We start from the raw sequence: 20,415 nt of genomic DNA on the forward strand, positions 1-20,415 counted from the left end.
CGGTGCAGGCTAAAGAAAAAGGAGCCCGTAGGCTCCTGTATTCTGTATCACTGTTTTTCCAGCAACCACTTGCGATTACCCGGGGTGAACTGTGGCATTTCATCCGCCTGTGCGGTGTTCACTGCCTGGAGGATTTCCAGTTCCTTGCCCTTGCGCGCAAAGATCCAGGTATTGCCCTGACCATTCGCCTGTAACCACATATTGTCATTACCGCCGCTCATCGACGCGCAATCGCCTGCCAGACACAAGGCATAACGATCCGCCCCCGGCAGGCCGGCAACCTGGCCATCAGCCTGGAATTGCACGGTATTGCCTTCACCGGGACCGCTGACGACTTTCCAGCTACCGCCCATGTAGGCCGAGTACAGTGCGCGTTCAAAACTGGCACCTATCGGTGCGCCGTCCGGCACCGTAACTTGCGCGCGGTCGAAGACTTGCTCCGGCTCATTGTCGCTGGCGACCTGGCTCAGTTGCTTGCCATCACGCTTGAGCTCACTGGCGGAGCTGCCATAAAAGTCGACCTTCCAGGCGCCGGACTCTTCGCCCAGCAGCTTGCCGTCGACATTTTCAAAACCGTTGGTGTAGCGGGCCTGGCCGGCCTTGGTATTGACGTCCCATTCCAGGTTCGGGCCATAAGCCTGGAGCGCTTCGCGTAGCGGGCCGCCTTTGGCTGCAGCATCGATCGCCGCCTGATTGATCCAGGTGCCGCTGATATCACGATCGGCAGGGTTGCTGGCACAACCGCCCAAGAGTAGGGCGACCAGCGAGAGAGCTAGCGCTTGGCGCATGGTGGAATCCTTTCAAAACAAGATCGGCGCAGCCTTTGGAAGGCTGCGCCGGACACATTACTCGATGACCAGAATGGCATCCATCTCAACCTGCGAACCCTTTGGCAGGGCTGCTACGCCGATGGCGGCGCGGGCAGGGTAAGGCTGGTCAAAGTACTTGCCCATGATCTCGTTGACCTTGGCGAAGTGGCTCAGATCGGTGAGGAAGATGTTCAGTTTGACGATGTCCTTGAACGAACCGCCAGCGGCTTCAGCCACGGCTTTGAGGTTCTCGAACACCTGGACGGTCTGGGCTTCGAAGCCTTCAACCAGTTCCATGGTTTTTGGGTCCAGAGGAATTTGACCCGACATGTAAACGGTGTTGCCGGCCTTGATCGCCTGGGAGTAAGTGCCAATGGCGGCCGGGGCCTTGTCGCTGGTGATAACTGTTTTGGTCATGAATGACTCCTTGTAATGGGGTGGCTTAGGCACGCATGCGGGTGATGCGAATCACCCCGGTCAGTGCACGCAGTTTCTTGATTACGCGGGCCAGGTGTACGCGGTCGTGCACGCTGACCACCAGTTGGACCACGCTGATGCGGCCATCGCGTTCGTCCATGCTGATTTTTTCGATATTGCCGTCGGCCGCGTTGACGCTGCTGGCCAGCAAAGCGATCAGGCCGCGCTGGTGTTCCAGCTCGACGCGCAGTTCGACATTGAATTCGCCGGTGACATCCTTGGCCCACGAGAGCTGGATGCATTTTTCCGGGTTGTGGCGGATTTCGCTAATGTTGCGGCAGTTGTCCAGGTGCACGACCATGCCTTTGCCCGCGGACAGGTGGCCGACAATCGGGTCGCCGGGGATCGGCGTGCAGCACTTGGCGTAACTGAGCACCAGGCCTTCGGTGCCGCGAATCGCCAGCGGGCCTTCCGCGCTCGGCAGTTGCTCGCCTTCACCCAGCAGTCGGCGGGCGACTACGTAAGCCATGCGATTGCCCAGACCGATGTCTTCGAGCAGGTCTTCGATCAGTTCCAGGCGGTACTCGGTGAGCATCGCCTTGACGCGCTCGGCGGCTACTTTCTCCAGCGAGCTGTCGAAACCGTTGAGAACCTTGTTCAGCAGGCGTTCGCCGAGGCTGATGGACTCGGAGCGGCGCTGCAGTTTCAACGCATGGCGGATGTGAGTCCGCGCCTTGCCGGTGACCACGAAGTTGAGCCACGCCGGATTCGGTCGCGCGCCGGGAGCGCTGACGATCTCGACCGTGGAGCCGCTTTGCAGCGGTTCGGACAGCGGTGCGAGACGACGATTGATCCGGCAGGCAATGCAGCTGTTGCCCACGTCGGTATGCACCGCGTAAGCGAAGTCGACCGCCGTGGAGCCTTTGGGCAACTCCATGATCCGGCCTTTGGGCGTGAACACGTAGACCTCGTCCGGGAACAGGTCGATTTTCACGCTCTCGATGAATTCCAGCGAATTGCCGGCCCGTTGCTGCATCTCCAGCACGCCTTTGACCCACTGGCGGGCGCGGGCATGCGTGCCTTTTGGCTGCTCGTCGCCGCTGGATTTGTACAGCCAATGGGCAGCAATGCCGTTGTTGGCCATTTCTTCCATTTCACGGGTGCGGATCTGAATCTCGATCGGTACACCGTGCATGCCGAACAGCGTGGTGTGCAGCGACTGGTAGCCGTTGGCCTTGGGGATCGCGATGTAATCCTTGAAGCGCCCCGGCAACGGTTTGTACAAATTATGTACAGCGCCCAGCACGCGGTAGCAGGTATCGACCTTGTCGACGATGATCCGGAACGCATAGACGTCCATGATCTCGTTGAAGGCCCGACGCTTGCCGCGCATTTTCTTGTAGATGCCGTAGAGGTGTTTCTGACGACCGCTGACCTCACCCTGAATGCCGTCGATGGCCAGGCAGTGACTGAGTGACTCTTCGATCTTGTTGACGATTTCCTTGCGGTTGCCCCGGGCGCGCTTGACCGCCTGGTTGATCCGCGCGGAACGCATCGGGTGCATCGCCTTGAAGCCGAGGTCTTCGAATTCTATGCGGATGGCGTGCATGCCCAGCCGGTTGGCAATAGGCGCATAGATTTCCAGGGTTTCCTTGGCGATCCGTCGGCGTTTTTCGCCGGACAGGACTTCCAGGGTCCGCATGTTGTGCAGGCGGTCAGCCAGTTTGACCAGGATCACGCGAATGTCGCGGGCCATGGCCATGGCCATTTTCTGGAAGTTTTCAGCCTGGGCTTCGGCCTTGGTCTCGAAGTTCATCTGGGTCAGTTTGCTGACCCCGTCGACCAGTTCGGCCACGGTTTCGCCGAATTGCGCTTGCAGCGCTTCCTTGGCAATACCGGTGTCTTCGATCACGTCATGCAGCATCGCAGCCATCAGGCTCTGATGGTCCATGTGCATGTCGGCAAGAATATTCGCAACCGCGAGTGGGTGCGTGACGTACGCCTCACCGCTGCGGCGGCGTTGGCCGTCGTGGGCTTGTTCGGCGTAGAAGTACGCTCGGCGGACCAGGTTGACCTGGTCCTTGCCGAGGTAGGTCGATAAGCGATCGGCGAGGGCGTCTATGCTCGGCATGATGAAACCTGCCGTTCGCTTTGACCCCGCGCCGTGCTACGTCGACCAGGCATGGCTTAGACGGCCTCGTTGGACTCGTCCTCGAACGCTGCGAACAGCGGTTCGTCTTCGACGATTTCAGCGTTGGCGATGAACTCGTAGCTCATCAGGCCTTCAGCGATTTCACGCAAGGCTACAACAGTAGGCTTGTCGTTTTCCCACTGAACCAGTGGCTCTTTGCCTCCGGTGGCCAGTTGACGGGCACGCTTGGTAGACAGCATGACCAGCTCAAAGCGGTTTTCCACGTGGTTTAGGCAATCTTCAACGGTTACGCGGGCCATGGTATTCCTCGGAGCGAATGCAATATGCGCGCTGCCCGGTTGGGCGAGCGGACTCGACAGTTTAAAAAATCACCAGCGATTAGGGAAGCGCTGATTTTTTGACCAAGCCCTTCAACGCGCTGCAAGTGCCAATGTAAAGCCCTTGCAACGGTTTTGGGAAGAGCTGTTTAGCCGAGCAATTCGGCCAAAAGTTTTCCGTGCCGCTGCTGCTGGCGCTTCTGATGCAGCTGATTGGCGCGGAAAATCGCCTGCAAATCGCGCAGTGCGTGGGCGAAATCGTCGTTGATGATCAGGTAATCATAGTCAACGTAGTGACTCATTTCGCTGACGGCTTCGCGCATCCGGCCTTCGATGATCTCGTCGCTGTCCTGACCGCGATTGGTCAGGCGCTGGTGCAAGGCTTGCAGGGACGGCGGCAGAATGAAGATCGAACGAGCCTGGGGCATCAACTTGCGCACTTGCTCGGCGCCTTGCCAGTCGATTTCCAGAATCAGGTCGTGGCCTGCGTCCAGGGTCTGCTGCAAGTGGCTTTGCGAGGTGCCGTAGAGATTGCCGAACACTTCGGCGCGCTCCAGGAAGTCGCCATGTTCGCCCATCTTCACGAACGCTTCGCGGGAGACGAAGTGATAGTTCACGCCGTTCACTTCACCGGGGCGCATGGCGCGGGTGGTGTGGGAGACGGAGACGCGGATCTCCTGATCGGCGTCAGTCAAGGCCTTGACCAGGCTGCTCTTGCCCGCGCCCGAAGGGGCGGAAATGATGTACAGGGTGCCGGTGCTGTGGGTCATGTGGGGTTTGCCTTACTCAATATTCTGCACTTGTTCGCGCATCTGCTCGATCAACACTTTGAGGTTGACCGCCGCCTGGGTGCTGCGCGGGTCGAAGGCTTTGGAGCCCAGTGTGTTGGCTTCGCGGTTGAGCTCTTGCATCAGGAAGTCCAGGCGCCGACCGGCAGCGCCACCGGATTTGAGTACCCGGCGAACTTCGATGATGTGAGTGCTCAGGCGATCCAGTTCTTCGGCGACGTCGCTCTTTTGCGCGAGCATGACCATTTCCTGCTCCAGCCGCTGCGGGTCCATCTCGGCCTTCATGTCGGCGAAGCGGTCGAGGACCTTCTGGCGCTGGGTGGCAAGCATCTGCGGCACCAGTTCGCGCAGGGTCACCACGTCTTCCTCAATGGAGGTCAGGCGATCGTTGATCAACCGCGCCAGCTCCGCGCCTTCGCGCTCGCGGCCGGCCTTGAGTTCTTTCAGGCCTTCGTTGAACAGCGCCAGGGCTTCGGCATTCAGGGCTTGCGGGTCGGTCGCATCGCCCACCAGCACGCCAGGCCAGGCCAGGACTTCCAGCGGGTTCAGCGCGGCCGGATTTTTGATCAGGCCGGCGATGGTCTCTGCGGCGGCGACCAGTTGTGCGGCGCGCTCGCGGTCCACTTGCAGGGGTTTGTCGGTATTTTCTTCGGTGAAGCGCAAGGTGCATTCGAGCTTGCCCCGGGAGATTCCTTGGCGCAGGGCTTCGCGGACTGCGCCTTCGAGGTCGCGAAAGGACTCCGGCAGACGCAAGTGCGGCTCCAGGTAACGGCTGTTGACCGAGCGCAGTTCCCAGCTAAGGGTGCCTTGGGCGCCGGCTTTCTCGACGCGGGCGAAGGCGGTCATGCTGTGCACCATGGAGGTACCTCGCAATGCAGGTCCATGCGTTACCAAAGGTTTCGCAGGCCTGATCTATATGAATTTAAGCCCAGAGGCAGCAAAGGCGCAGGATTGTAGCGCAGTGGGGCGAATGCGCCCAAACACACGAAGTGACAAAGGGCTGCAGGCCGTCGGTAAAGCGCTATTGCGGGCCTTCAGTCGTCGGGGGATTTTTTAGAAGTGCCCACTCGTGGCCCTGCGGCTCTATAATGCTCCGCAGTTTTCCGTCCCCCGTACAGGTATTCCCTATGAAACGTCCAAGTGGTCGCGCTGCCGATCAGCTCCGCTCGATCCGCATTACCCGCAACTACACCAAACACGCCGAGGGATCCGTACTGGTCGAGTTCGGTGATACCAAAGTCATCTGCACCGTCAGCGTCGAGAACGGCGTGCCGCGTTTCCTTAAAGGTCAGGGCCAAGGCTGGTTGACCGCTGAATACGGCATGCTGCCGCGCGCCACTGGCGAGCGTAACCAGCGTGAAGCGAGCCGCGGCAAGCAAGGCGGCCGCACCCTGGAAATCCAGCGTCTGATCGGTCGTTCCCTGCGCGCTGCGCTGGACATGTCCAAGCTGGGCGACGTCACCCTGTACGTCGATTGCGATGTGATCCAGGCTGACGGCGGCACCCGCACCGCGTCCATCACCGGCGCCATGGTTGCACTGGTCGATGCCTTGAAAGTGATCAAGAAGCGCGGCGGCCTGAAAGGCGGCGACCCGCTGAAGCAAATGATTGCTGCCGTATCGGTGGGCATGTACCAGGGCGAGCCGGTACTCGACCTCGACTACCTGGAAGACTCGGCCGCCGAGACCGACCTGAACGTGGTGATGACCAGCACAGGCGGCTTCATCGAAGTCCAGGGTACTGCCGAAGGCGCTCCGTTCCAGCCAGAAGAACTGAACGCTATGCTTGAGTTGGCGAAGAAAGGCATGACGGAAATCTTCGAGCTGCAAAAGGCTGCACTGGCTGACTGATCGGACTATTCCACGCAAGGAGGACGCTATGAGTGACGAGCAACAGCTGCTTCCCACACCGAGCAAAGAGGTTCGGCAGTGGGCAATGTTTTGTCACCTGTCCGCCTTGCTGGGGATCTGGATTCCGTTCGGTACGCTGATCGGCCCGCTGATTCTCTGGCAGATGAAGCGCGAGATGGACCCCTTTGTTGATGCTCAAGGCAAGGAGGCGCTGAACTTTCAGATCACCGTCGCCATTGCCTCCGCCATCTGCTTCCTGCTGATGCTGGTGATCGTCGGGTTCTTCCTGTTTGGTCTTGTCGCGATTGGTGCACTGGTGCTGACAATCATTGCCGGGGTGAAAGCCAATGAAGGGGTGCCTTACCGGTATCCGTTCACTTGGCGGTTGATCAAGTAAGCCACGCAACACAGGTCCCCCTGTGGGAGCGAGCCTGCTCGCGATGAGGCATTCACATTCAACATTAATGTGACTGGTCTACCGCTATCGCGAGCAGGCTCACTCCTACCAAGAGCCAGAAATCAGCGTGCACAAAAAAGCCGACAGCGATGTCGGCTTTTTTGCATCTGCGAAACGACGCTTAGATAGTCAGCGTCCAGTCGTAGTCCACGATCAGCGGTGCATGTTGCGAGAACCGTGGCTGACGAGGCAGGCGCGCGCTACGAACGAAGCGACGCAAGCCTGGTGTCAGTAACTGATAGTCGAAACGCCAACCGAGGTTGAGCATTTCAGCCTGTTCGTTATCCGGCCACCAGCTGTACTGGTCGCCTTCGCGGCTGACTTCACGCAGGGCATCGACATAGCCCATGTTGCCGACAATCTCGTCCATCCAGGCACGTTCAGGTGCCAGGAAGCCCGGGGATTGCTGGCTGTCGCGCCAGTTCTTGATATCCAGCTTCTGTTGCGCCACGTACAGCGAGCCACAGTAAATGTACTCGCGACGTTTGCGTCGCTGTTTATCCAGATAACGGGCGAAATCGTCCATTAGCTTGAACTTCTGGTTCAAGTCTTCATCGCCATTTTGCCCCGAAGGGAGCAGTAAGGTCGCGATGCTGACCTTGTCGAAATCGGCTTGCAGGTAGCGCCCGTAGCGGTCGGCCGTCTCGAAGCCGAGACCGCTGATGACTGCCTTCGGTTGCAGCCGCGAATACAAAGCCACGCCACCTTGGGCGGGAACTTCGGCTTCGCAGGCATAAAGGAAGTAGCCATCCAGTTGGAAGGCTGGATCGTCCAGTTCAAAGGCGGAGGCGCGGGTGTCCTGCAGGCAGATGACGTCGGCATTCTGTGCTTGCAGCCAACTGAGCAACCCTCGCTCCACTGCAGCCTGAATACCATTGACGTTCACACTGATGATCCGCATAAATGGCCCCAAAAATCGCGTGCGTGTATGATACACGGCGTCAACCTAATTAGCTAAATCCGTGGTATTTGGGGTTTTTTTCATGCAAGCGTATCAGCGCGATTTCATTCGTTTTGCCATCGATCGCGGCGTTTTGCGCTTCGGCGAGTTCACCCTGAAGTCCGGACGCACCAGTCCTTACTTCTTCAATGCCGGCCTGTTCAACTCAGGGAAGGCCCTTGCGCAGCTGGGGCGTTTCTACGCGGCAGCCATCGTCGAGAGCGGTATTTCGTTCGACGTTTTATTCGGTCCGGCCTACAAAGGCATCCCTTTGGCGGCGACCACCGCAGTGGCCCTGGCCGAGCATCATGACCGTGATTTGCCATGGTGCTTCAACCGCAAGGAAGCGAAGGCTCACGGCGAGGGCGGCAGTCTGGTCGGCGCACCGTTGACCGGCGACGTGCTGATCATCGACGACGTGATCACCGCTGGCACCGCCATCCGCGAGGTGATGCAGATCATCGCTTCCCAGAACGGCGCCAAGGCGGCGGGCGTGTTGATCGCCTTGAACCGTCAGGAGCGTGGCAACGGTGAGTTGTCGGCCATCCAGGAAGTGGAGCGTGACTTCGGCATTCCGGTGATCAGCATTGTTTCGCTGAACCAGGTGCTGGAATTCCTGGCGGATGACCCGCAGCTCAAGCAGCACCTGCCAGCGGTTGAAGCCTACCGCGCCCAGTTCGGCGTCTGACCACAATCCCCCTGTGGGAGCGAGCCTGCTCGCGATGAGGTCTTTACATTCAAAGTTGATGTGACTGAAAGACCGCTATCGCGAGCAGGCTCGCTCCTACAGGGATCGCAGGCAAAAAAAGACCTCGCTCAGACTGGCTGAACGGGGTCTTTTTTTGTCAGTGCAGTCTTCGCCATTTCCCTATCAGTTTGAATGCCAATCCCAGATTGAACAGCGCAAACACCAGCAGCGCCAGGACGACTAGCACGTAGAGCGTGCGATCCACATCGAAATCCCACAGATCCAGCGTGCTGCTTCCCATGATCCTCACGGCGGCAGGGAAATTGACGTAAAACAGCGCCATGAAGGCGGCCGTCAGCGGTAGAGCGCGGCCGAACAAAGCGTTCATTACTGTTTTCCGGCTGCGTTTTCTGGCGAGTGGACCTGGTTGTTTTTCATCCAGTTCCAACGCTTCATGCAACCTTGGCCAGGCCAGGTTGAACATGAAGGTGGTCAGGGTCAGCAGCAATCCACTGACCGCGACGATGTCACTGAACGGCATTCAGGCCCAGTGTCAGGCATAACAGCGCGTGGGAATCTTCACTGATTTCGAACTGCCCGGCGCTGCCTTTGCGTTTTGTAATGGGTTTGAAAGTCGGCTCGTTCTGGGTAATCAGCATGTTCAGCTCATCACGGATGACGTCGGAGCTGATCACGACCAGATAAACCGCCTGCGCATGCTCTGCCGTCTCAATCACGGCCCTCATGCTGTGTTGAAGGATTTCGTCCGGCTGATTGCGAAAGCGCGAAACCGTGTTTTTCAGCAGGGTTTTGCTTTGGCTCTGGGTCAGCTGAAAAATCGTAGATATCTGAGATTCGGTCGGCAATGTCTGCCCGAAGTAGCTTTGAATCAGATATAGCAGGCGATCCTGCTTCGCTTCATCGGCCCGACTCGGCATCCCGCCTTCAACCAGCATTTTCAAGTATTCGGTCAGGCTCGCCTTGGCGATTCGCTGCAGGGCGTGGGCGATTTCGTGGTCGGAAATCTTCAGGGTCTTTTTGACCGGCTCCTTCTGCTCCTGCTCGAAAGCCTGGGCGTCGATCGTGAACGAGATCTGCATTTTTCAGCCCCCTCGGGATTACTTGGAAGGCTTGTTTGGATACGGATCTGCCACGGCGTCACCCTGGCCGGTCAGGATATTCCAGCCATTGAGTACGTGGGTGCTGGGTTTGAAGTCTGGACACGGCGGGAGCGAAGTCTTTGACTGATTGGTGTATTCGCGCCCGCAGTCTGCGCACTCGTAAGTGCCGGCTGAAACATCACTGCCGTAGGGAACGTGGTCTTTTTTCATGGGGAAGATCTCCTGTGGATACAGGGAAGATCCTAGGCGGACGAATGCTAGTTGGATGTCGGACGTTTCGCTTAATCAAGTCAGACATTTCCTGCGCGCATAAAAAAGATCGCAGACTTCGTCAGCTCCTACGGAATATTCGTACATCCGTAGGTGCTGCCGAAGCCTGCGATCTTTTAAGGCTTTATCAATCAGGGACGCTTGCGATTGCTGATCAAGGTACCCACACCGGTATCGGTGAAGATTTCCAGAAGAATCGCGTTCGGCACCCGGCCGTCGATGATCAACGAGCTGCCCACACCGCCTTGAACCGCTTCCAGCGCGCAACGAATCTTCGGCAGCATGCCGCCGTAGATGGTGCCATCGGCGATCAGGTCGTCGACCTGTTGAGTCGTCAGACCGGTCAGAACCGTGCCCGACTTGTCCATCAGGCCGGCGATGTTGGTCAGCAGCATCAGCTTTTCAGCTTTCAGCGCTTCGGCGACTTTACCGGCCACCAGGTCAGCGTTGATGTTGTACGACTCGCCGTTGGAACCGACACCGATTGGCGCGATCACCGGGATGAAGTCACCTTTGACCAGCAGGTTCAGCAAGTCGGTGTTGATCCCGACCACTTCACCGACCTGGCCGATGTCGATGATTTCCGGTTGAGTCATCTCCGGCGTCTGGCGGGTCACGGTGAGCTTTTTCGCGCGAATCAGCTCGGCATCTTTACCGGTCAGGCCGATGGCGCTGCCGCCATGACGGTTGATCAGGTTGACGATGTCCTTGTTGACCTGGCCGCCGAGGACCATTTCCACCACGTCCATGGTTTGCGCGTCAGTCACGCGCATGCCATCGATGAAGTGGCTCTCGATCGACAGGCGCTTGAGCAGGTCGCCGATTTGCGGGCCGCCGCCGTGAACCACCACCGGGTTGATGCCGACGGCTTTCATCAGCACGATGTCGCGGGCGAAGCCGGTTTTCAGCTCCTCGCTCTCCATCGCGTTGCCGCCGTATTTGATCACCAGCGTCTTGCCGACATAGCGGCGAATGTAAGGCAGCGCTTCGGACAGGACCTTGGCGGTGTTGGCGGCGGCTTCGCGTTCGAGGGTCATTCAGGGCTCCGGGTGCTTCAGAAAATCAAAACGGTAATTGGAGATCGGGGGCAACACGCTTCAACTGGACTTTGAAAACGTCCTTGATGCGTTGCAATTCAGCCTCGTCATCGGCCTCGAAGCGCAGCACCAGCACCGGTGTGGTGTTGGAGGCGCGCACCAGGCCCCAGCCTTTGGCGTAGTCGACTCGCACGCCGTCAATGGTGGTCAGGTCGGCGCCTTCGCCCCACTTCGCGTCGTGCAGAGCATCAATGATGCTGAATTTGCTCTCTTCGGTCACATGGATATTGATTTCCGGCGTAGAAATATCGTTCGGGAAGGTCGCAAACAGCTCTTCCGCGGTGGATTTTTCCTTGCTGAGGATCTCCAGCAGGCGCGCGGCGCTGTAAATGCCGTCGTCGAAACCGAACCAGCGTTCCTTGAAGAAGATGTGCCCGCTCATTTCGCCGGCCAACAGCGCGCCAGTCTGTTTCATTTTCTTTTTGATCAACGAGTGACCGGTCTTCCACATTAGTGGACGGCCGCCGTATTCCTTGATCAGCGGTGTCAGACGACGGGTGCATTTGACGTCGAAGATGATCTCCGCGTCTGCGTTGCGCGCCAGCACGTCACGGGCGAACAGCATCAGCAGGCGGTCGGGGTAGACGATGCTGCCGGTGTTGGTCACCACGCCGACGCGGTCGCCGTCGCCGTCGAAAGCCAGGCCCAGGTCGGCGTTGGTTTCCTTGACCTTGGCGATCAGGTCGACCAGGTTTTCAGGCTTGCCCGGGTCCGGGTGGTGATTCGGGAAGTTGCCGTCGACGTCACAGAACAACGGGATGACTTCGCAGTTCAGGGCTTCGATCAGTTGCGGGGCGATCACGCCGGCCGCGCCGTTGCCGCAATCGACCACGACTTTGAGGCGACGAGCCAGTTTGATGTCCTGGACGATTTCGGTGTTGTAGCGGTCGAGGATCTCGACCTGGGTGATGCTGCCCTTGCCGCTGCTCAGGTTGTTGGTCTTGAGGCGTTCGTGCAGGGCCTGGATCTGTTCGTTGGCCAGGGTGTCGCCAGCGATGACGATTTTGAAGCCGTTGTAGTTCGACGGGTTGTGGCTGCCGGTGAGCATCACGCCGGATTTGCCGGCCAGCACGTTGGCGGCGTAGTACAGCGCAGGCGTTGGCACCAGGCCGACGTCGCTGACGTGGCAACCGCTGTCGGCGAGGCCTTTGATCAGCTGTTCGACCAGTTCCGGACCGGACAGGCGACCGTCGCGGCCGACTGAAACGTTCGGTTCGTCCTGGGCCAGGCTCTGGGAGCCGATGGCGCGACCGAGCCAATAAGCGGTTTCAGCGTTCAAGAATTCCGGGACGGTGCCGCGAATGTCGTAGGCGCGGAAGATGCTGTCAGGGAACTTGGGTGCGACTTGGACTGGGGTGCTCATCTGTAGGAATGCTCCATCTCGAAAGTGGCTGGACCTGCCGGCGAAAAACTCGTCGGCAGGCTCAAACTGAAGGGTATGACGGTGTTTTCCACCGAGAGTTCGTGGTGTGAAAAGGCCATGACCCCGACATCAGCGTGTAATGGAGCGGCCAATGCCTTGATTTTCAGTGATATACCTTTCAGATGACGTCTGTGCAATTTGTGACGAGGGAGCTTGCTCCCGCTTGAGTGCGTAGCACTCACAAAAATCGGTTATGACTCACAGAGTTTGGGGCCGCTTCGCTGCCCAACGGGGGCAAGCCCCTCGCCACAGGGTTGCCATCTTTCGGATCAGTGGCTGCCGGAGTGGCCGAACCCGCCCGTGCCGCGCTGGGTTTCGACGAACTCTTCAACCATTTCAAAATGCGCTTGAACCACCGGCACTAGCACCAATTGTGCCAGGCGTTCGCCTACCACCATGTTGAAGTCGGTCTGGCCACGGTTCCAGCACGACACCATCAGTGGGCCCTGGTAATCGGAGTCGATCAGGCCAACCAGGTTGCCCAGCACGATGCCGTGCTTATGGCCAAGGCCCGAGCGCGGCAGAATCAGTGCCGCCAAGCCCGGATCGCCAATGTAGACGGACAGGCCGGTAGGGATGAGCAGGGTTTCGCCCGGTTTGATGACGGTGTCTTTTTCCAGCATGGCGCGCAGGTCGAGGCCGGCGGAGCCTGGCGTGGCGTATTGCGGCAGCGGGAATTCGGTACCGATGCGTGGGTCGAGGATCTTGGCTTGCAAAGCGTGCATGTAAATTAAACCTGGTTCAGACGTTCGGCGATAAAAGTGATCAGCTGGCGAGCGATTTTGCTCTTGCTGGTCTGGGCGAAAAGTGTGGCGTGTAGCTGGCGGTCGATCACGCTGCAGGCGTTTTCTTCGCTGTTGAAGCCAATGCTCGGGTTGGCGACGTCGTTGGCGACGATCAAATCGAGGTTCTTGTCTTTCAACTTGCGCGCAGCGTAATCGAGCAAATGTTCGGTTTCGGCGGCGAAGCCGACACTGAACGGACGGTCGGGGCGAGTGGCAATGGTGGCCAAAATGTCTGGGTTACGCACCATCTGTAGCAACAAGCCGTCGCCGTTCGTAGGGTCTTTCTTGAGTTTCTGTGGGGCGACGACTTCCGGCCGGTAGTCCGCGACCGCAGCCGAGGCGATGAACAGGTCGCAAGGGATTGCGGCTTCGCAAGCGGCGAGCATGTCGCGGGCGCTGACCACGTCGATACGCGTGACGCGATCCGGGGTCGGCAGGTGCACCGGCCCCGTAATCAGCGTTACGCGGGCGCCGGCTTCCACCGCGGCTTCGGCCAGGGCAAAGCCCATTTTTCCGGAGCTGTGGTTGGTGATGTAGCGCACCGGGTCGATGTTTTCCTGGGTCGGACCCGCGGTGATCAGCACGTGTTTGCCGGTCAGCGCCTGACGCTGGAAGCAGTCCGCCGCACATTGGGCGAGGTCGGTGGCTTCGAGCATGCGACCCATGCCGACGTCGCCGCAGGCCTGGCTGCCGGAGGCTGGGCCGAAGCTTTTCAGGCCGCGGCTTTCGAGGGTTTGCAGGTTGGCCTGGGTGGCCGGGTCGCGCCACATGGCCTGGTTCATCGCCGGGGCAACGGCGACCACGGCGTCGGTGGCCAGCACCAGCGTGGTCAGCAGGTCGTCGGCAATGCCTTGGGCCAGGCGGGCAATGAGATCCGCGGTGGCGGGGGCGATCAGCACCAGGTCGGCCCATTTGGCCAGCTCAATGTGGCCCATGGCAGCTTCGGCCGCCGGGTCGAGCAAATCGAGGTGGACCGGATGCCCGGACAAGGCCTGCATGGTCAACGGTGTGATGAACTCGCTGCCGCCGCGGGTCATGACCACGCGCACTTCGGCGCCCTGGTCGATCAGGCGGCGAACCAGGTCGGCGCTCTTGTAGGCAGCGATGCCGCCGCCGACGCCCAGAACGATGCGTTTCCGATACAGCCGCTGCATAGGTCTGCCTTTCATTTCGTTGATGACTGCATGGCGATACCCCCTCCCCAGGGATGAAATCGCCCGCAAAAAAGATGGGCTACGATATCACAGCGACCGCAACGGAACAGCGGCGCCCACAGACCAGGGAGGTGCTATGAGTATTCGCGATTGGCCAGCGGCGGAACGGCCGCGGGAGAGGTTGCTTGAGTTGGGCTCGGGGAGCCTTTCGGACGCCGAGCTGTTGGCGATTTTTTTACGAACGGGTGTGTCGGGTAAAAGCGCGGTAGATCTGGCGCGGCACCTGTTGAATCAGTTTGGCAGCCTGCGTTCATTGCTTGAGGCCGATCAGGAGGCGTTCAGCAGGCAGTTGGGGCTGGGGCCGGCGAAATTCGCTCAGTTGCAAGCGGTCCAGGAAATGAGCCGGCGGCATTTGGCCGAACGTGCGCGCCAAAAAAACGCGCTGGAAAACCCGCAGGCGGTTCGTGATTACCTCAAGTCAATGCTGCGCCATGAGCCTCACGAGGTGTTCGGCTGTCTTTTTTTGGATTCCAGGCATCAAGTGCTGACCTTTGAAGTGCTGTTTCGCGGGTCCATCGACAGTACGAGTGTCTATCCGAGACAAGTGGTTAAACGCGCATTGGCCCACAACGCCGCAGCGTTGATCCTCTGTCATAACCATCCGTCGGGAAATTCCAATCCCAGCCAGGCCGACCGAGTGCTGACCAAACGCCTGCAAGAGGCGCTGGACCTGATCGATGTGCGAGTACTCGATCATTTCATCGTCGGGGACGGTGATCCGCTGTCCATGGCCGAGTACGGCTGGATGTAAGTGGAAGGGCGGATTAAGCGAGCCCATGTGGGAGCGAGCCTGCTCGCGATGGCGTCGTGTCAGTCAAACTATTCGGTGACTGGCACTCGGCAATCGCGAGCAGGCTCGCTCCTACAAGGGGGGCGGATTACTTTAGGTTGACCTTCGAGTAGTCCTGCCGGCCAAACGGACTGACCTGGTAGCCCTGCACATCCTTGCGCGTCAGTGCGAAGGCGGTCGGGTGGGCCAGCGGCAGCCACAGCGCCTGCTGCTGGATCTGTGCCTGGGCCTGTTCGTAGAGCTTGGTGCGCACACCTTGCTCGCCGGTGGTCTTGCCGGCGCTGATCAGCTTGTCCAGGTCCTGGTTGCAGTAGCGCGCGAAGTTGGTGCCGGACTTGACCGCGGCGCAGGAAAACTGCGGCGTGAGGAAGTTGTCCGGGTCGCCGTTGTCGCCCGCCCAGCCCATGAACAACAGATCGTGTTCACCGGCCTTGGCGCGGCGAATCAGCTCGCCCCATTCGATCACCCGAATTTCCGCCTGAATGCCGATTTCCGCGAGGTCCGATTGCAGCATTTGCGCGCTGAGGCTCGGATTCGGGTTGAGCAGGCTGCCAGAAGGGCGGGTCCAGATGGTGGTCTTGAAACCGTCCTTGAGCCCGGCCTTCGCCATCAGTGCTTTGGCTTTTTCGACGTCGTGCGAGTAACCCGGCAGGCCTTTGGCATAGCTCCAGGTGTTCGGCGGGTATGGACCGTTGGCAGGTTCGGCGGTGTCTTCGAACACGGCTTTGACGTAGTTGGTCTTGTCGAAGGCGAGGTTGATGGCCTGGCGCACTTCAGGCTTGTCCAGCGGCGGATGCTGGCTGTTGATGCCAACGAACGCGGTCATGAAGGCGTCAGTCTTTTCCACTTTCAGGGTCGGTTCTTTCAGCGCTGCCTGTACGTCCAGAGGCTTGGGCGACAGGGCGATCTGGCATTCGTTGCGGCGCAATTTCTGCAGCCGCACGTTGGCGTCGGGGGTAATGGCGAAAATCAGCGGGTCCACCGAAGGCTTGCCACGGAAGTAATCCGGGTTGGCCTTGTAGCGAATCGAGGCGTCTTTCTGGAAACGCGTAAAGATGAACGGACCGCTGCCGATCGGCTGGCTGTTGAGCTTCTCCGGGGTGCCGGCCTTCATCAGTTTGTCGGCATATTCGGCGGAGTAGATCGAGGCGAAGCCCATGCTCAGGGTCGCGAGGAAAGTCGAATCCGGGTGGTCGAGGGTGAACCGTATGGTCAGCGGGTCCAGTGCGTCGATCTTCTTGATCAATGCCGGCAACTGCATCGACTGGGCGTGCGGGAAGCCGCTCTGGGCGACCTTGTGCCATGGGTTGGCCGGGTCGAGCATGCGGTCGAAGCTGAATTTCACGTCTTCGGCGGTCAGGTCTCGCGAGGGATTGAAGTACTCGGTGCGTTGGAATTTCACCTGTGGGTGAAGCTTGAACACATACGTCAGGCCATCGGGTGTGACTTCCCAGCTGTCCGCGAGGCTGGCGACCACCTTGCCACTGGCGGTATCGAAGTCCACCAGACGGTTCATCAGCACGTCGGCCGAAGCGTTGGTGGTGGTCAGCGAGTTGTATTGCACCACGTCGAACCCTTCCGGGCTTGCCTCAGTGCAAACGCTCAGAGCGGCGGCATGAGCCAACGGGCTCAGCAGAAGAGGGGCGAGCAATAGCGGTAGGGCAGCGAGGCGCATGGTCGGATTCCTTTACAGATCGAAGGCCCATCTGCAAGTGCAGTCTGGAAAAGGCTTACCCTAGTGGGCTCTTTTGCAAATGACTATCTCCTTTTTCAATTTAAGTGGACTATGTGCGCTTGTTTTCGGTGATGCGGGCCGAGGAAAACCCGGAATCGGTCGGTTGGCCGATTCTCTGCGACGAGCGGTCTTAATCGACGACAGCCTTTATCCAAGGCGCTCTGCGCGTGAAAAATGGGGAATTTACCAAGTCCGCGCACACGGAATGTTGTTGCTCTCCAGTCTTTCTGGTATAAAGCAGCGCTCTTTTCTAGGGGCCCGGTTCCTTCACTGTAGGTGTAGCCGGTAAGACCTCTAAAGAAACGCGGCGCCTGGCGCCAAATGACTGAGAGATTAAGCGGCCAACCCATGCCGGGTTGGGCATGTGGTTTTAGAGGGCTGAGGCATGTCGAGAGTATGTCAAGTTACCGGTAAGGGTCCGGTGACTGGGAATAACATTTCCCACGCAAACAACAAAACCCGTCGTCGTTTCCTGCCGAACCTGCAGCATCACCGCTTCTGGGTTGAAGAAGAGAAACGTTTCGTGCGTCTGCGCGTATCTGCCAAAGGCATGCGTATCATCGACAAGCGTGGCATTACTGTCGTGCTGGCCGAAATTCGCAAAGCTGGCAAGATCTAAGGGAGCTAATCATGCGTGAATTGATTCGAATGATTTCTAGCGCCGGTACTGGTCACTTCTACACTACCGACAAGAACAAGCGTACTACTCCGGACAAGCTCGAAAAGCGCATGTTCGACCCGCGCGTTCGCAAGCACGTGATGTACAAAGAAGGCAAAATCAAGTAATTGATTTTTCCCTCTTACGAAAAAGGCCCGTATCGCGAGATACGGGCCTTTTTTGTTGCCCCCAATAGTGGGGCCTGCGAATGATCAACCGCAGTAAATGGCAATAATATCCAGGTTTATATCGGTCCTGATTTGCAGGCGATTGTTGTCAGGGTCCAGGTCGCGAGAGTTGACTTTAATGCTGGTCGCCCGTGACTCCCTGAAGGCCTCATCGCGAACGGACCGAGACAGGTATTCGCCGATGAGGTACGTGACCCTCCGTGCATCGCATCGCTGCGCTGACTGTTCCGGTTCGTTCGCATGCGCCGACGTCAGCGTGACGGCCAGGAAAAGACCTGCCAGCAGGCCAGTGGTGAGAAAATTTTTCATGTTGATTCACTTCCTTGTGAGTGATGACGGTGAGGCTACTTTATTCGGGAGCGAGAACAGCATCCGGCAAGATCAGTGATTGAGTGCGGTAATTACCTATTTCACTTGGCATCTGGCCGTGCAGCCAAGCAAAAAAAAGGCCCATATCTTGCGATATGGGCCTTTTTGATGCCTTAACAAATTGCTCAGGTCTTTTGTTCAAACGCCACATAGATCTTGCGGCACGTCTCCAGCACTTCCCAGGTGCCTCGGAACCCGGCCGGGATGACGAAGCGGTCGCCCGCCCGAACGGTCTTGCTGTTGCCGTCGTTGTCGCGTAGCACGGACACGCCCTGGACGATTTCGCAGTATTCATGCTCGGTAAAGTTCACCAGCCACTGACCAATCGCACCTTCCCACACGCCGGCGTTCAACTGACCGCAAGGGCTGTTGTAGTGGTTGTACACTGCTTGCTCGGGGTCGCCCTTGAGGATTTTCGCCTGGTCTGGCCGATAGCGTTCGGGCTGGGTGGTGGCCTGGCTGAAATCGACGATGTCCTGGATGCTCATTGTTGTAATCCCCCGTAATTGCGGCGCAAGTGACTGGAAAGCCCAAAGTCTATGTTTATTAAAATGAACATCGCAAGGCCGTTTGCCAGCCTTTTGTCAAATATATTGAAACTTCCCCTGCCGCTGGTTTAGGGTGGCAGTTGCCTTGGGCCGAAAAAACAGGCTGGCTGGGCAGAATTCCTGAGACCGTCCGCGAAGACCGCGGGCGCTCGTATTCAATAAGAGGAGGACACTCGTATGACCACCCTGACTCGTGCCGATTGGGAACAACGGGCTCGCGATTTGAAGATCGAAGGCCGCGCCTACCTCAATGGCGAATATACCGATGCCGTCTCCAGCGAGACCTTCGAGTGCATCAGCCCGGTCGATGGCCGTCTGCTGGGCAAGATCGCCAGCTGTGACGCCGCCGATGCCCAACGTGCTGTTGAAAACGCCCGCGCCACTTTCAATTCCGGCGTCTGGTCGCGCCTGGCGCCGACCAAACGTAAAGCCACCATGATCCGTTTCGCCGGCCTGCTGAAACAGCACGCCGAAGAGCTAGCCCTGCTTGAAACCCTGGACATGGGCAAGCCGATCAGCGATTCCCTGTACATCGACGTTCCAGGCGCGGCGCAAGCCCTGAGCTGGAGCGGTGAAGCCATCGACAAGATCTACGACGAAGTGGCCGCGACGCCCCATGACCAGTTGGGTCTGGTAACCCGCGAGCCGGTCGGCGTCGTCGCCGCGATCGTGCCGTGGAACTTCCCGTTGATGATGGCCTGCTGGAAACTCGGGCCGGCGCTGTCCACCGGTAACTCGGTGATCCTCAAGCCGTCCGAAAAATCCCCGCTGACCGCCATCCGCATCGCTGCGCTGGCCGTTGAAGCCGGTATTCCGAAAGGCGTGCTGAACGTATTGCCAGGCTACGGCCACACCGTCGGCAAGGCCCTGGCCCTGCATAACGACGTGGACACCCTGGTGTTCACCGGCTCGACCAAGATCGCCAAGCAACTGCTGATCTACTCCGGCGAATCGAACATGAAACGCGTCTGGCTTGAAGCCGGCGGCAAGAGCCCGAACATCGTGTTCGCCGATGCGCCGGACCTGCAAGCTGCCGCTGAATCGGCGGCTGGCGCCATCGCCTTCAACCAGGGCGAAGTCTGCACGGCCGGCTCGCGCCTGCTGGTGGAGCGTTCGATCAAGGACAAGTTCCTGCCGCTGGTGATCGAGGCGCTGAAAACCTGGAAACCGGGCAACCCGCTGGACCCGGCGACCAACGTCGGTGCGCTGGTGGATACCCAGCAGATGAACACGGTGCTGTCCTACATCGAATCCGGCCACACCGACGGCGCCAAACTGGTGGCGGGCGGCAAACGCATTCTTCAGGAAACCGGTGGCACTTACGTCGAGCCAACGATTTTTGACGGTGTCAGCAACGCGATGAAAATCGCTCAGGAAGAAATCTTCGGCCCAGTGCTGTCGGTGATCACGTTCGATACCGCCGAAGAAGCCATTGCGATTGCCAACGACACCCCTTACGGCTTGGCCGCAGCGGTGTGGACCAAGGATATTTCCAAGGCCCACCTGACCGCCAAGGCACTGCGCGCTGGTAGCGTGTGGGTTAACCAGTATGACGGTGGCGACATGACGGCGCCGTTCGGTGGCTTCAAACAGTCCGGCAACGGTCGCGACAAGTCGTTGCATGCATTCGACAAGTACACCGAACTGAAGGCGACCTGGATCAAGTTGTAAGCCGTTAAAGGGGCCTGTCGCAGTAACAGGCCTCCCAAACGACGCAGATCCTGTGTGGGAGCGAGCCTGCTCGCGATTGCGGTGTGTCAGGCGACATCATCATTGAATGTTGTCCCCTCACCTCAAAA

The 20,415-nt window shown here is 58.9% G+C and carries 23 protein-coding genes and 1 pseudogene; 7 read left to right on the forward strand and 17 right to left on the reverse strand.

From position 1 onward, the window contains the following. Positions 1-47 precede the first annotated feature (47 nt). From ACQ4OB_RS21900 to ACQ4OB_RS21925, 6 genes are all read right to left on the reverse strand, one after another. On the reverse strand, positions 48-788 hold the full coding sequence (locus tag ACQ4OB_RS21900; RefSeq protein WP_074871972.1) for a hypothetical protein: 741 nt from the start codon (positions 786-788) through the stop codon (positions 48-50). Positions 789-845: 57 nt separating this feature from the next. Next, entirely contained in the window at positions 846-1,226 is a 381-nt protein-coding gene (locus ACQ4OB_RS21905) for a RidA family protein (RefSeq protein WP_003229509.1), read from the reverse strand. A 25-nt stretch (positions 1,227-1,251) separates the two neighbouring features. Beyond that, a complete protein-coding gene (spoT, locus tag ACQ4OB_RS21910) occupies positions 1,252-3,357 on the reverse strand; it encodes a bifunctional GTP diphosphokinase/guanosine-3',5'-bis pyrophosphate 3'-pyrophosphohydrolase (RefSeq protein ID WP_033059343.1) in 2,106 nt (701 codons plus the stop codon). A 56-nt stretch (positions 3,358-3,413) separates the two neighbouring features. After that, positions 3,414-3,677, reverse strand: a complete 264-nt coding sequence (gene rpoZ, locus ACQ4OB_RS21915) for a DNA-directed RNA polymerase subunit omega (RefSeq protein ID WP_007894670.1) — start codon at positions 3,675-3,677, stop codon at positions 3,414-3,416. Positions 3,678-3,844: 167 nt separating this feature from the next. Further along, the gene (gene gmk / locus ACQ4OB_RS21920) at positions 3,845-4,465 is read right to left on the reverse strand and encodes a guanylate kinase (protein ID WP_076029287.1); all 621 of its coding nucleotides are present in this window, start codon (positions 4,463-4,465) and stop codon (positions 3,845-3,847) included. A 12-nt stretch (positions 4,466-4,477) separates the two neighbouring features. Further along, positions 4,478-5,341, reverse strand: coding sequence for a YicC/YloC family endoribonuclease (locus ACQ4OB_RS21925; protein ID WP_008150145.1), 864 nt, complete (start codon positions 5,339-5,341; stop codon positions 4,478-4,480). A gap of 269 nt (positions 5,342-5,610) precedes the next feature. On the opposite strand from ACQ4OB_RS21925, the gene rph reads away from it, so the two are divergent. Both rph and ACQ4OB_RS21935 read left to right on the forward strand, forming a co-directional pair. After that, complete coding sequence (gene rph / locus ACQ4OB_RS21930) at positions 5,611-6,333, forward strand: ribonuclease PH (protein ID WP_074871968.1); 723 nt, start codon at positions 5,611-5,613, stop codon at positions 6,331-6,333. Between the two features lie 28 nt (positions 6,334-6,361). Next, complete coding sequence (locus tag ACQ4OB_RS21935; RefSeq protein WP_074871966.1) at positions 6,362-6,730, forward strand: DUF4870 domain-containing protein; 369 nt, start codon at positions 6,362-6,364, stop codon at positions 6,728-6,730. 181 nt (positions 6,731-6,911) lie between these two features. Here ACQ4OB_RS21935 and ACQ4OB_RS21940 read toward each other — a convergent pair whose 3' ends face one another. Beyond that, positions 6,912-7,691 (reverse strand): exodeoxyribonuclease III, encoded by a 780-nt coding sequence (locus ACQ4OB_RS21940; protein ID WP_007934608.1) that lies wholly within the window; start codon positions 7,689-7,691, stop codon positions 6,912-6,914. An 82-nt stretch (positions 7,692-7,773) separates the two neighbouring features. Here ACQ4OB_RS21940 and pyrE point away from each other — a divergent pair, with 82 nt between their 5' ends. Beyond that, on the forward strand, positions 7,774-8,418 hold the full coding sequence (gene pyrE / locus ACQ4OB_RS21945) for an orotate phosphoribosyltransferase (protein WP_074871964.1): 645 nt from the start codon (positions 7,774-7,776) through the stop codon (positions 8,416-8,418). 157 nt (positions 8,419-8,575) lie between these two features. Here pyrE and ACQ4OB_RS21950 read toward each other — a convergent pair whose 3' ends face one another. The 7 genes and pseudogenes from ACQ4OB_RS21950 to coaBC all read right to left on the reverse strand — a co-directional run bounded on the left by ACQ4OB_RS21950 (position 8,576) and on the right by coaBC (position 14,268). Continuing rightward, positions 8,576-8,959 carry a hypothetical protein gene (locus tag ACQ4OB_RS21950; RefSeq protein WP_074871962.1) on the reverse strand — a complete coding sequence of 128 codons (384 nt, stop codon included), beginning with the start codon at positions 8,957-8,959 and terminating at the stop codon, positions 8,576-8,578. Next, positions 8,946-9,518 (reverse strand): hypothetical protein, encoded by a 573-nt coding sequence (locus ACQ4OB_RS21955; protein ID WP_430956437.1) that lies wholly within the window; start codon positions 9,516-9,518, stop codon positions 8,946-8,948. The genes ACQ4OB_RS21950 and ACQ4OB_RS21955 overlap by 14 nt, the downstream gene beginning before the upstream one ends. Before the next feature lie 18 nt (positions 9,519-9,536). Continuing rightward, on the reverse strand, positions 9,537-9,749 hold the full coding sequence (locus ACQ4OB_RS21960; protein ID WP_074871958.1) for a hypothetical protein: 213 nt from the start codon (positions 9,747-9,749) through the stop codon (positions 9,537-9,539). A 191-nt stretch (positions 9,750-9,940) separates the two neighbouring features. Continuing rightward, positions 9,941-10,846 (reverse strand): acetylglutamate kinase, encoded by a 906-nt coding sequence (gene argB, locus ACQ4OB_RS21965; protein ID WP_074871956.1) that lies wholly within the window; start codon positions 10,844-10,846, stop codon positions 9,941-9,943. Positions 10,847-10,871: 25 nt separating this feature from the next. After that, positions 10,872-12,248 (reverse strand): annotated as a pseudogene (locus tag ACQ4OB_RS21970) (phosphomannomutase/phosphoglucomutase); the annotation flags it as partial. A 350-nt stretch (positions 12,249-12,598) separates the two neighbouring features. Further along, entirely contained in the window at positions 12,599-13,054 is a 456-nt protein-coding gene (gene dut, locus ACQ4OB_RS21975) for a dUTP diphosphatase (protein WP_007894692.1), read from the reverse strand. A gap of 5 nt (positions 13,055-13,059) precedes the next feature. Then, complete coding sequence (gene coaBC / locus ACQ4OB_RS21980) at positions 13,060-14,268, reverse strand: bifunctional phosphopantothenoylcysteine decarboxylase/phosphopantothenate--cysteine ligase CoaBC (RefSeq protein WP_074871951.1); 1,209 nt, start codon at positions 14,266-14,268, stop codon at positions 13,060-13,062. 136 nt (positions 14,269-14,404) lie between these two features. Between coaBC and radC the strand changes: the two genes are divergently transcribed. Beyond that, on the forward strand, positions 14,405-15,079 hold the full coding sequence (gene radC, locus ACQ4OB_RS21985; RefSeq protein WP_074871949.1) for a RadC family protein: 675 nt from the start codon (positions 14,405-14,407) through the stop codon (positions 15,077-15,079). Between the two features lie 127 nt (positions 15,080-15,206). On the opposite strand, the gene ACQ4OB_RS21990 is transcribed toward radC, so the two are convergent. Further along, the gene (locus ACQ4OB_RS21990; protein ID WP_430956438.1) at positions 15,207-16,793 is read right to left on the reverse strand and encodes an ABC transporter substrate-binding protein; all 1,587 of its coding nucleotides are present in this window, start codon (positions 16,791-16,793) and stop codon (positions 15,207-15,209) included. 445 nt (positions 16,794-17,238) lie between these two features. Here ACQ4OB_RS21990 and rpmB point away from each other — a divergent pair, with 445 nt between their 5' ends. After that, positions 17,239-17,472, forward strand: coding sequence for a 50S ribosomal protein L28 (gene rpmB, locus ACQ4OB_RS21995; RefSeq protein ID WP_007894701.1), 234 nt, complete (start codon positions 17,239-17,241; stop codon positions 17,470-17,472). Positions 17,473-17,483: 11 nt separating this feature from the next. Next, positions 17,484-17,639, forward strand: a complete 156-nt coding sequence (gene rpmG, locus ACQ4OB_RS22000) for a 50S ribosomal protein L33 (protein ID WP_008150173.1) — start codon at positions 17,484-17,486, stop codon at positions 17,637-17,639. An 84-nt stretch (positions 17,640-17,723) separates the two neighbouring features. Here rpmG and ACQ4OB_RS22005 read toward each other — a convergent pair whose 3' ends face one another. Then, positions 17,724-18,008 carry a hypothetical protein gene (locus tag ACQ4OB_RS22005; RefSeq protein ID WP_074871946.1) on the reverse strand — a complete coding sequence of 95 codons (285 nt, stop codon included), beginning with the start codon at positions 18,006-18,008 and terminating at the stop codon, positions 17,724-17,726. 185 nt (positions 18,009-18,193) lie between these two features. Next, positions 18,194-18,556 (reverse strand): cupin domain-containing protein, encoded by a 363-nt coding sequence (locus tag ACQ4OB_RS22010; RefSeq protein ID WP_076029296.1) that lies wholly within the window; start codon positions 18,554-18,556, stop codon positions 18,194-18,196. A 237-nt stretch (positions 18,557-18,793) separates the two neighbouring features. On the opposite strand from ACQ4OB_RS22010, the gene ACQ4OB_RS22015 reads away from it, so the two are divergent. Beyond that, the gene (locus tag ACQ4OB_RS22015) at positions 18,794-20,287 is read left to right on the forward strand and encodes an aldehyde dehydrogenase (RefSeq protein ID WP_074871942.1); all 1,494 of its coding nucleotides are present in this window, start codon (positions 18,794-18,796) and stop codon (positions 20,285-20,287) included. Positions 20,288-20,415: the final 128 nt, after the last annotated feature.

It is taken from the genome of Pseudomonas sp. ES4 (genome assembly GCF_050586665.1).
Classification (GTDB): Bacteria; Pseudomonadota; Gammaproteobacteria; order Pseudomonadales; family Pseudomonadaceae; genus Aquipseudomonas; species Aquipseudomonas frederiksbergensis.

Excerpts from the sequence above, each read along its gene's own strand:
- ACQ4OB_RS21900 (WP_074871972.1), bottom strand. The coding sequence starts at position 788 with ATGCGCCAAGCGCTAGCTCTCTCGCTGGTCGCCCTACTCTTGGGCGGT.
- ACQ4OB_RS21905 (WP_003229509.1), bottom strand. The coding sequence starts at position 1,226 with ATGACCAAAACAGTTATCACCAGCGACAAGGCCCCGGCCGCCATTGGC.
- spoT (WP_033059343.1), bottom strand. The coding sequence starts at position 3,357 with ATGCCGAGCATAGACGCCCTCGCCGATCGCTTATCGACCTACCTCGGC.
- rpoZ (WP_007894670.1), bottom strand. The coding sequence starts at position 3,677 with ATGGCCCGCGTAACCGTTGAAGATTGCCTAAACCACGTGGAAAACCGC.
- gmk (WP_076029287.1), bottom strand. The coding sequence starts at position 4,465 with ATGACCCACAGCACCGGCACCCTGTACATCATTTCCGCCCCTTCGGGC.
- ACQ4OB_RS21925 (WP_008150145.1), bottom strand. The coding sequence starts at position 5,341 with ATGGTGCACAGCATGACCGCCTTCGCCCGCGTCGAGAAAGCCGGCGCC.
- rph (WP_074871968.1), top strand. The coding sequence starts at position 5,611 with ATGAAACGTCCAAGTGGTCGCGCTGCCGATCAGCTCCGCTCGATCCGC.
- ACQ4OB_RS21935 (WP_074871966.1), top strand. The coding sequence starts at position 6,362 with ATGAGTGACGAGCAACAGCTGCTTCCCACACCGAGCAAAGAGGTTCGG.
- ACQ4OB_RS21940 (WP_007934608.1), bottom strand. The coding sequence starts at position 7,691 with ATGCGGATCATCAGTGTGAACGTCAATGGTATTCAGGCTGCAGTGGAG.
- pyrE (WP_074871964.1), top strand. The coding sequence starts at position 7,774 with ATGCAAGCGTATCAGCGCGATTTCATTCGTTTTGCCATCGATCGCGGC.
- ACQ4OB_RS21950 (WP_074871962.1), bottom strand. The coding sequence starts at position 8,959 with ATGCCGTTCAGTGACATCGTCGCGGTCAGTGGATTGCTGCTGACCCTG.
- ACQ4OB_RS21955 (WP_430956437.1), bottom strand. The coding sequence starts at position 9,518 with ATGCAGATCTCGTTCACGATCGACGCCCAGGCTTTCGAGCAGGAGCAG.
- ACQ4OB_RS21960 (WP_074871958.1), bottom strand. The coding sequence starts at position 9,749 with ATGAAAAAAGACCACGTTCCCTACGGCAGTGATGTTTCAGCCGGCACT.
- argB (WP_074871956.1), bottom strand. The coding sequence starts at position 10,846 with ATGACCCTCGAACGCGAAGCCGCCGCCAACACCGCCAAGGTCCTGTCC.
- dut (WP_007894692.1), bottom strand. The coding sequence starts at position 13,054 with ATGCACGCTTTGCAAGCCAAGATCCTCGACCCACGCATCGGTACCGAA.
- coaBC (WP_074871951.1), bottom strand. The coding sequence starts at position 14,268 with ATGCAGCGGCTGTATCGGAAACGCATCGTTCTGGGCGTCGGCGGCGGC.
- radC (WP_074871949.1), top strand. The coding sequence starts at position 14,405 with ATGAGTATTCGCGATTGGCCAGCGGCGGAACGGCCGCGGGAGAGGTTG.
- ACQ4OB_RS21990 (WP_430956438.1), bottom strand. The coding sequence starts at position 16,793 with ATGCGCCTCGCTGCCCTACCGCTATTGCTCGCCCCTCTTCTGCTGAGC.
- rpmB (WP_007894701.1), top strand. The coding sequence starts at position 17,239 with ATGTCGAGAGTATGTCAAGTTACCGGTAAGGGTCCGGTGACTGGGAAT.
- rpmG (WP_008150173.1), top strand. The coding sequence starts at position 17,484 with ATGCGTGAATTGATTCGAATGATTTCTAGCGCCGGTACTGGTCACTTC.
- ACQ4OB_RS22005 (WP_074871946.1), bottom strand. The coding sequence starts at position 18,008 with ATGAAAAATTTTCTCACCACTGGCCTGCTGGCAGGTCTTTTCCTGGCC.
- ACQ4OB_RS22010 (WP_076029296.1), bottom strand. The coding sequence starts at position 18,556 with ATGAGCATCCAGGACATCGTCGATTTCAGCCAGGCCACCACCCAGCCC.
- ACQ4OB_RS22015 (WP_074871942.1), top strand. The coding sequence starts at position 18,794 with ATGACCACCCTGACTCGTGCCGATTGGGAACAACGGGCTCGCGATTTG.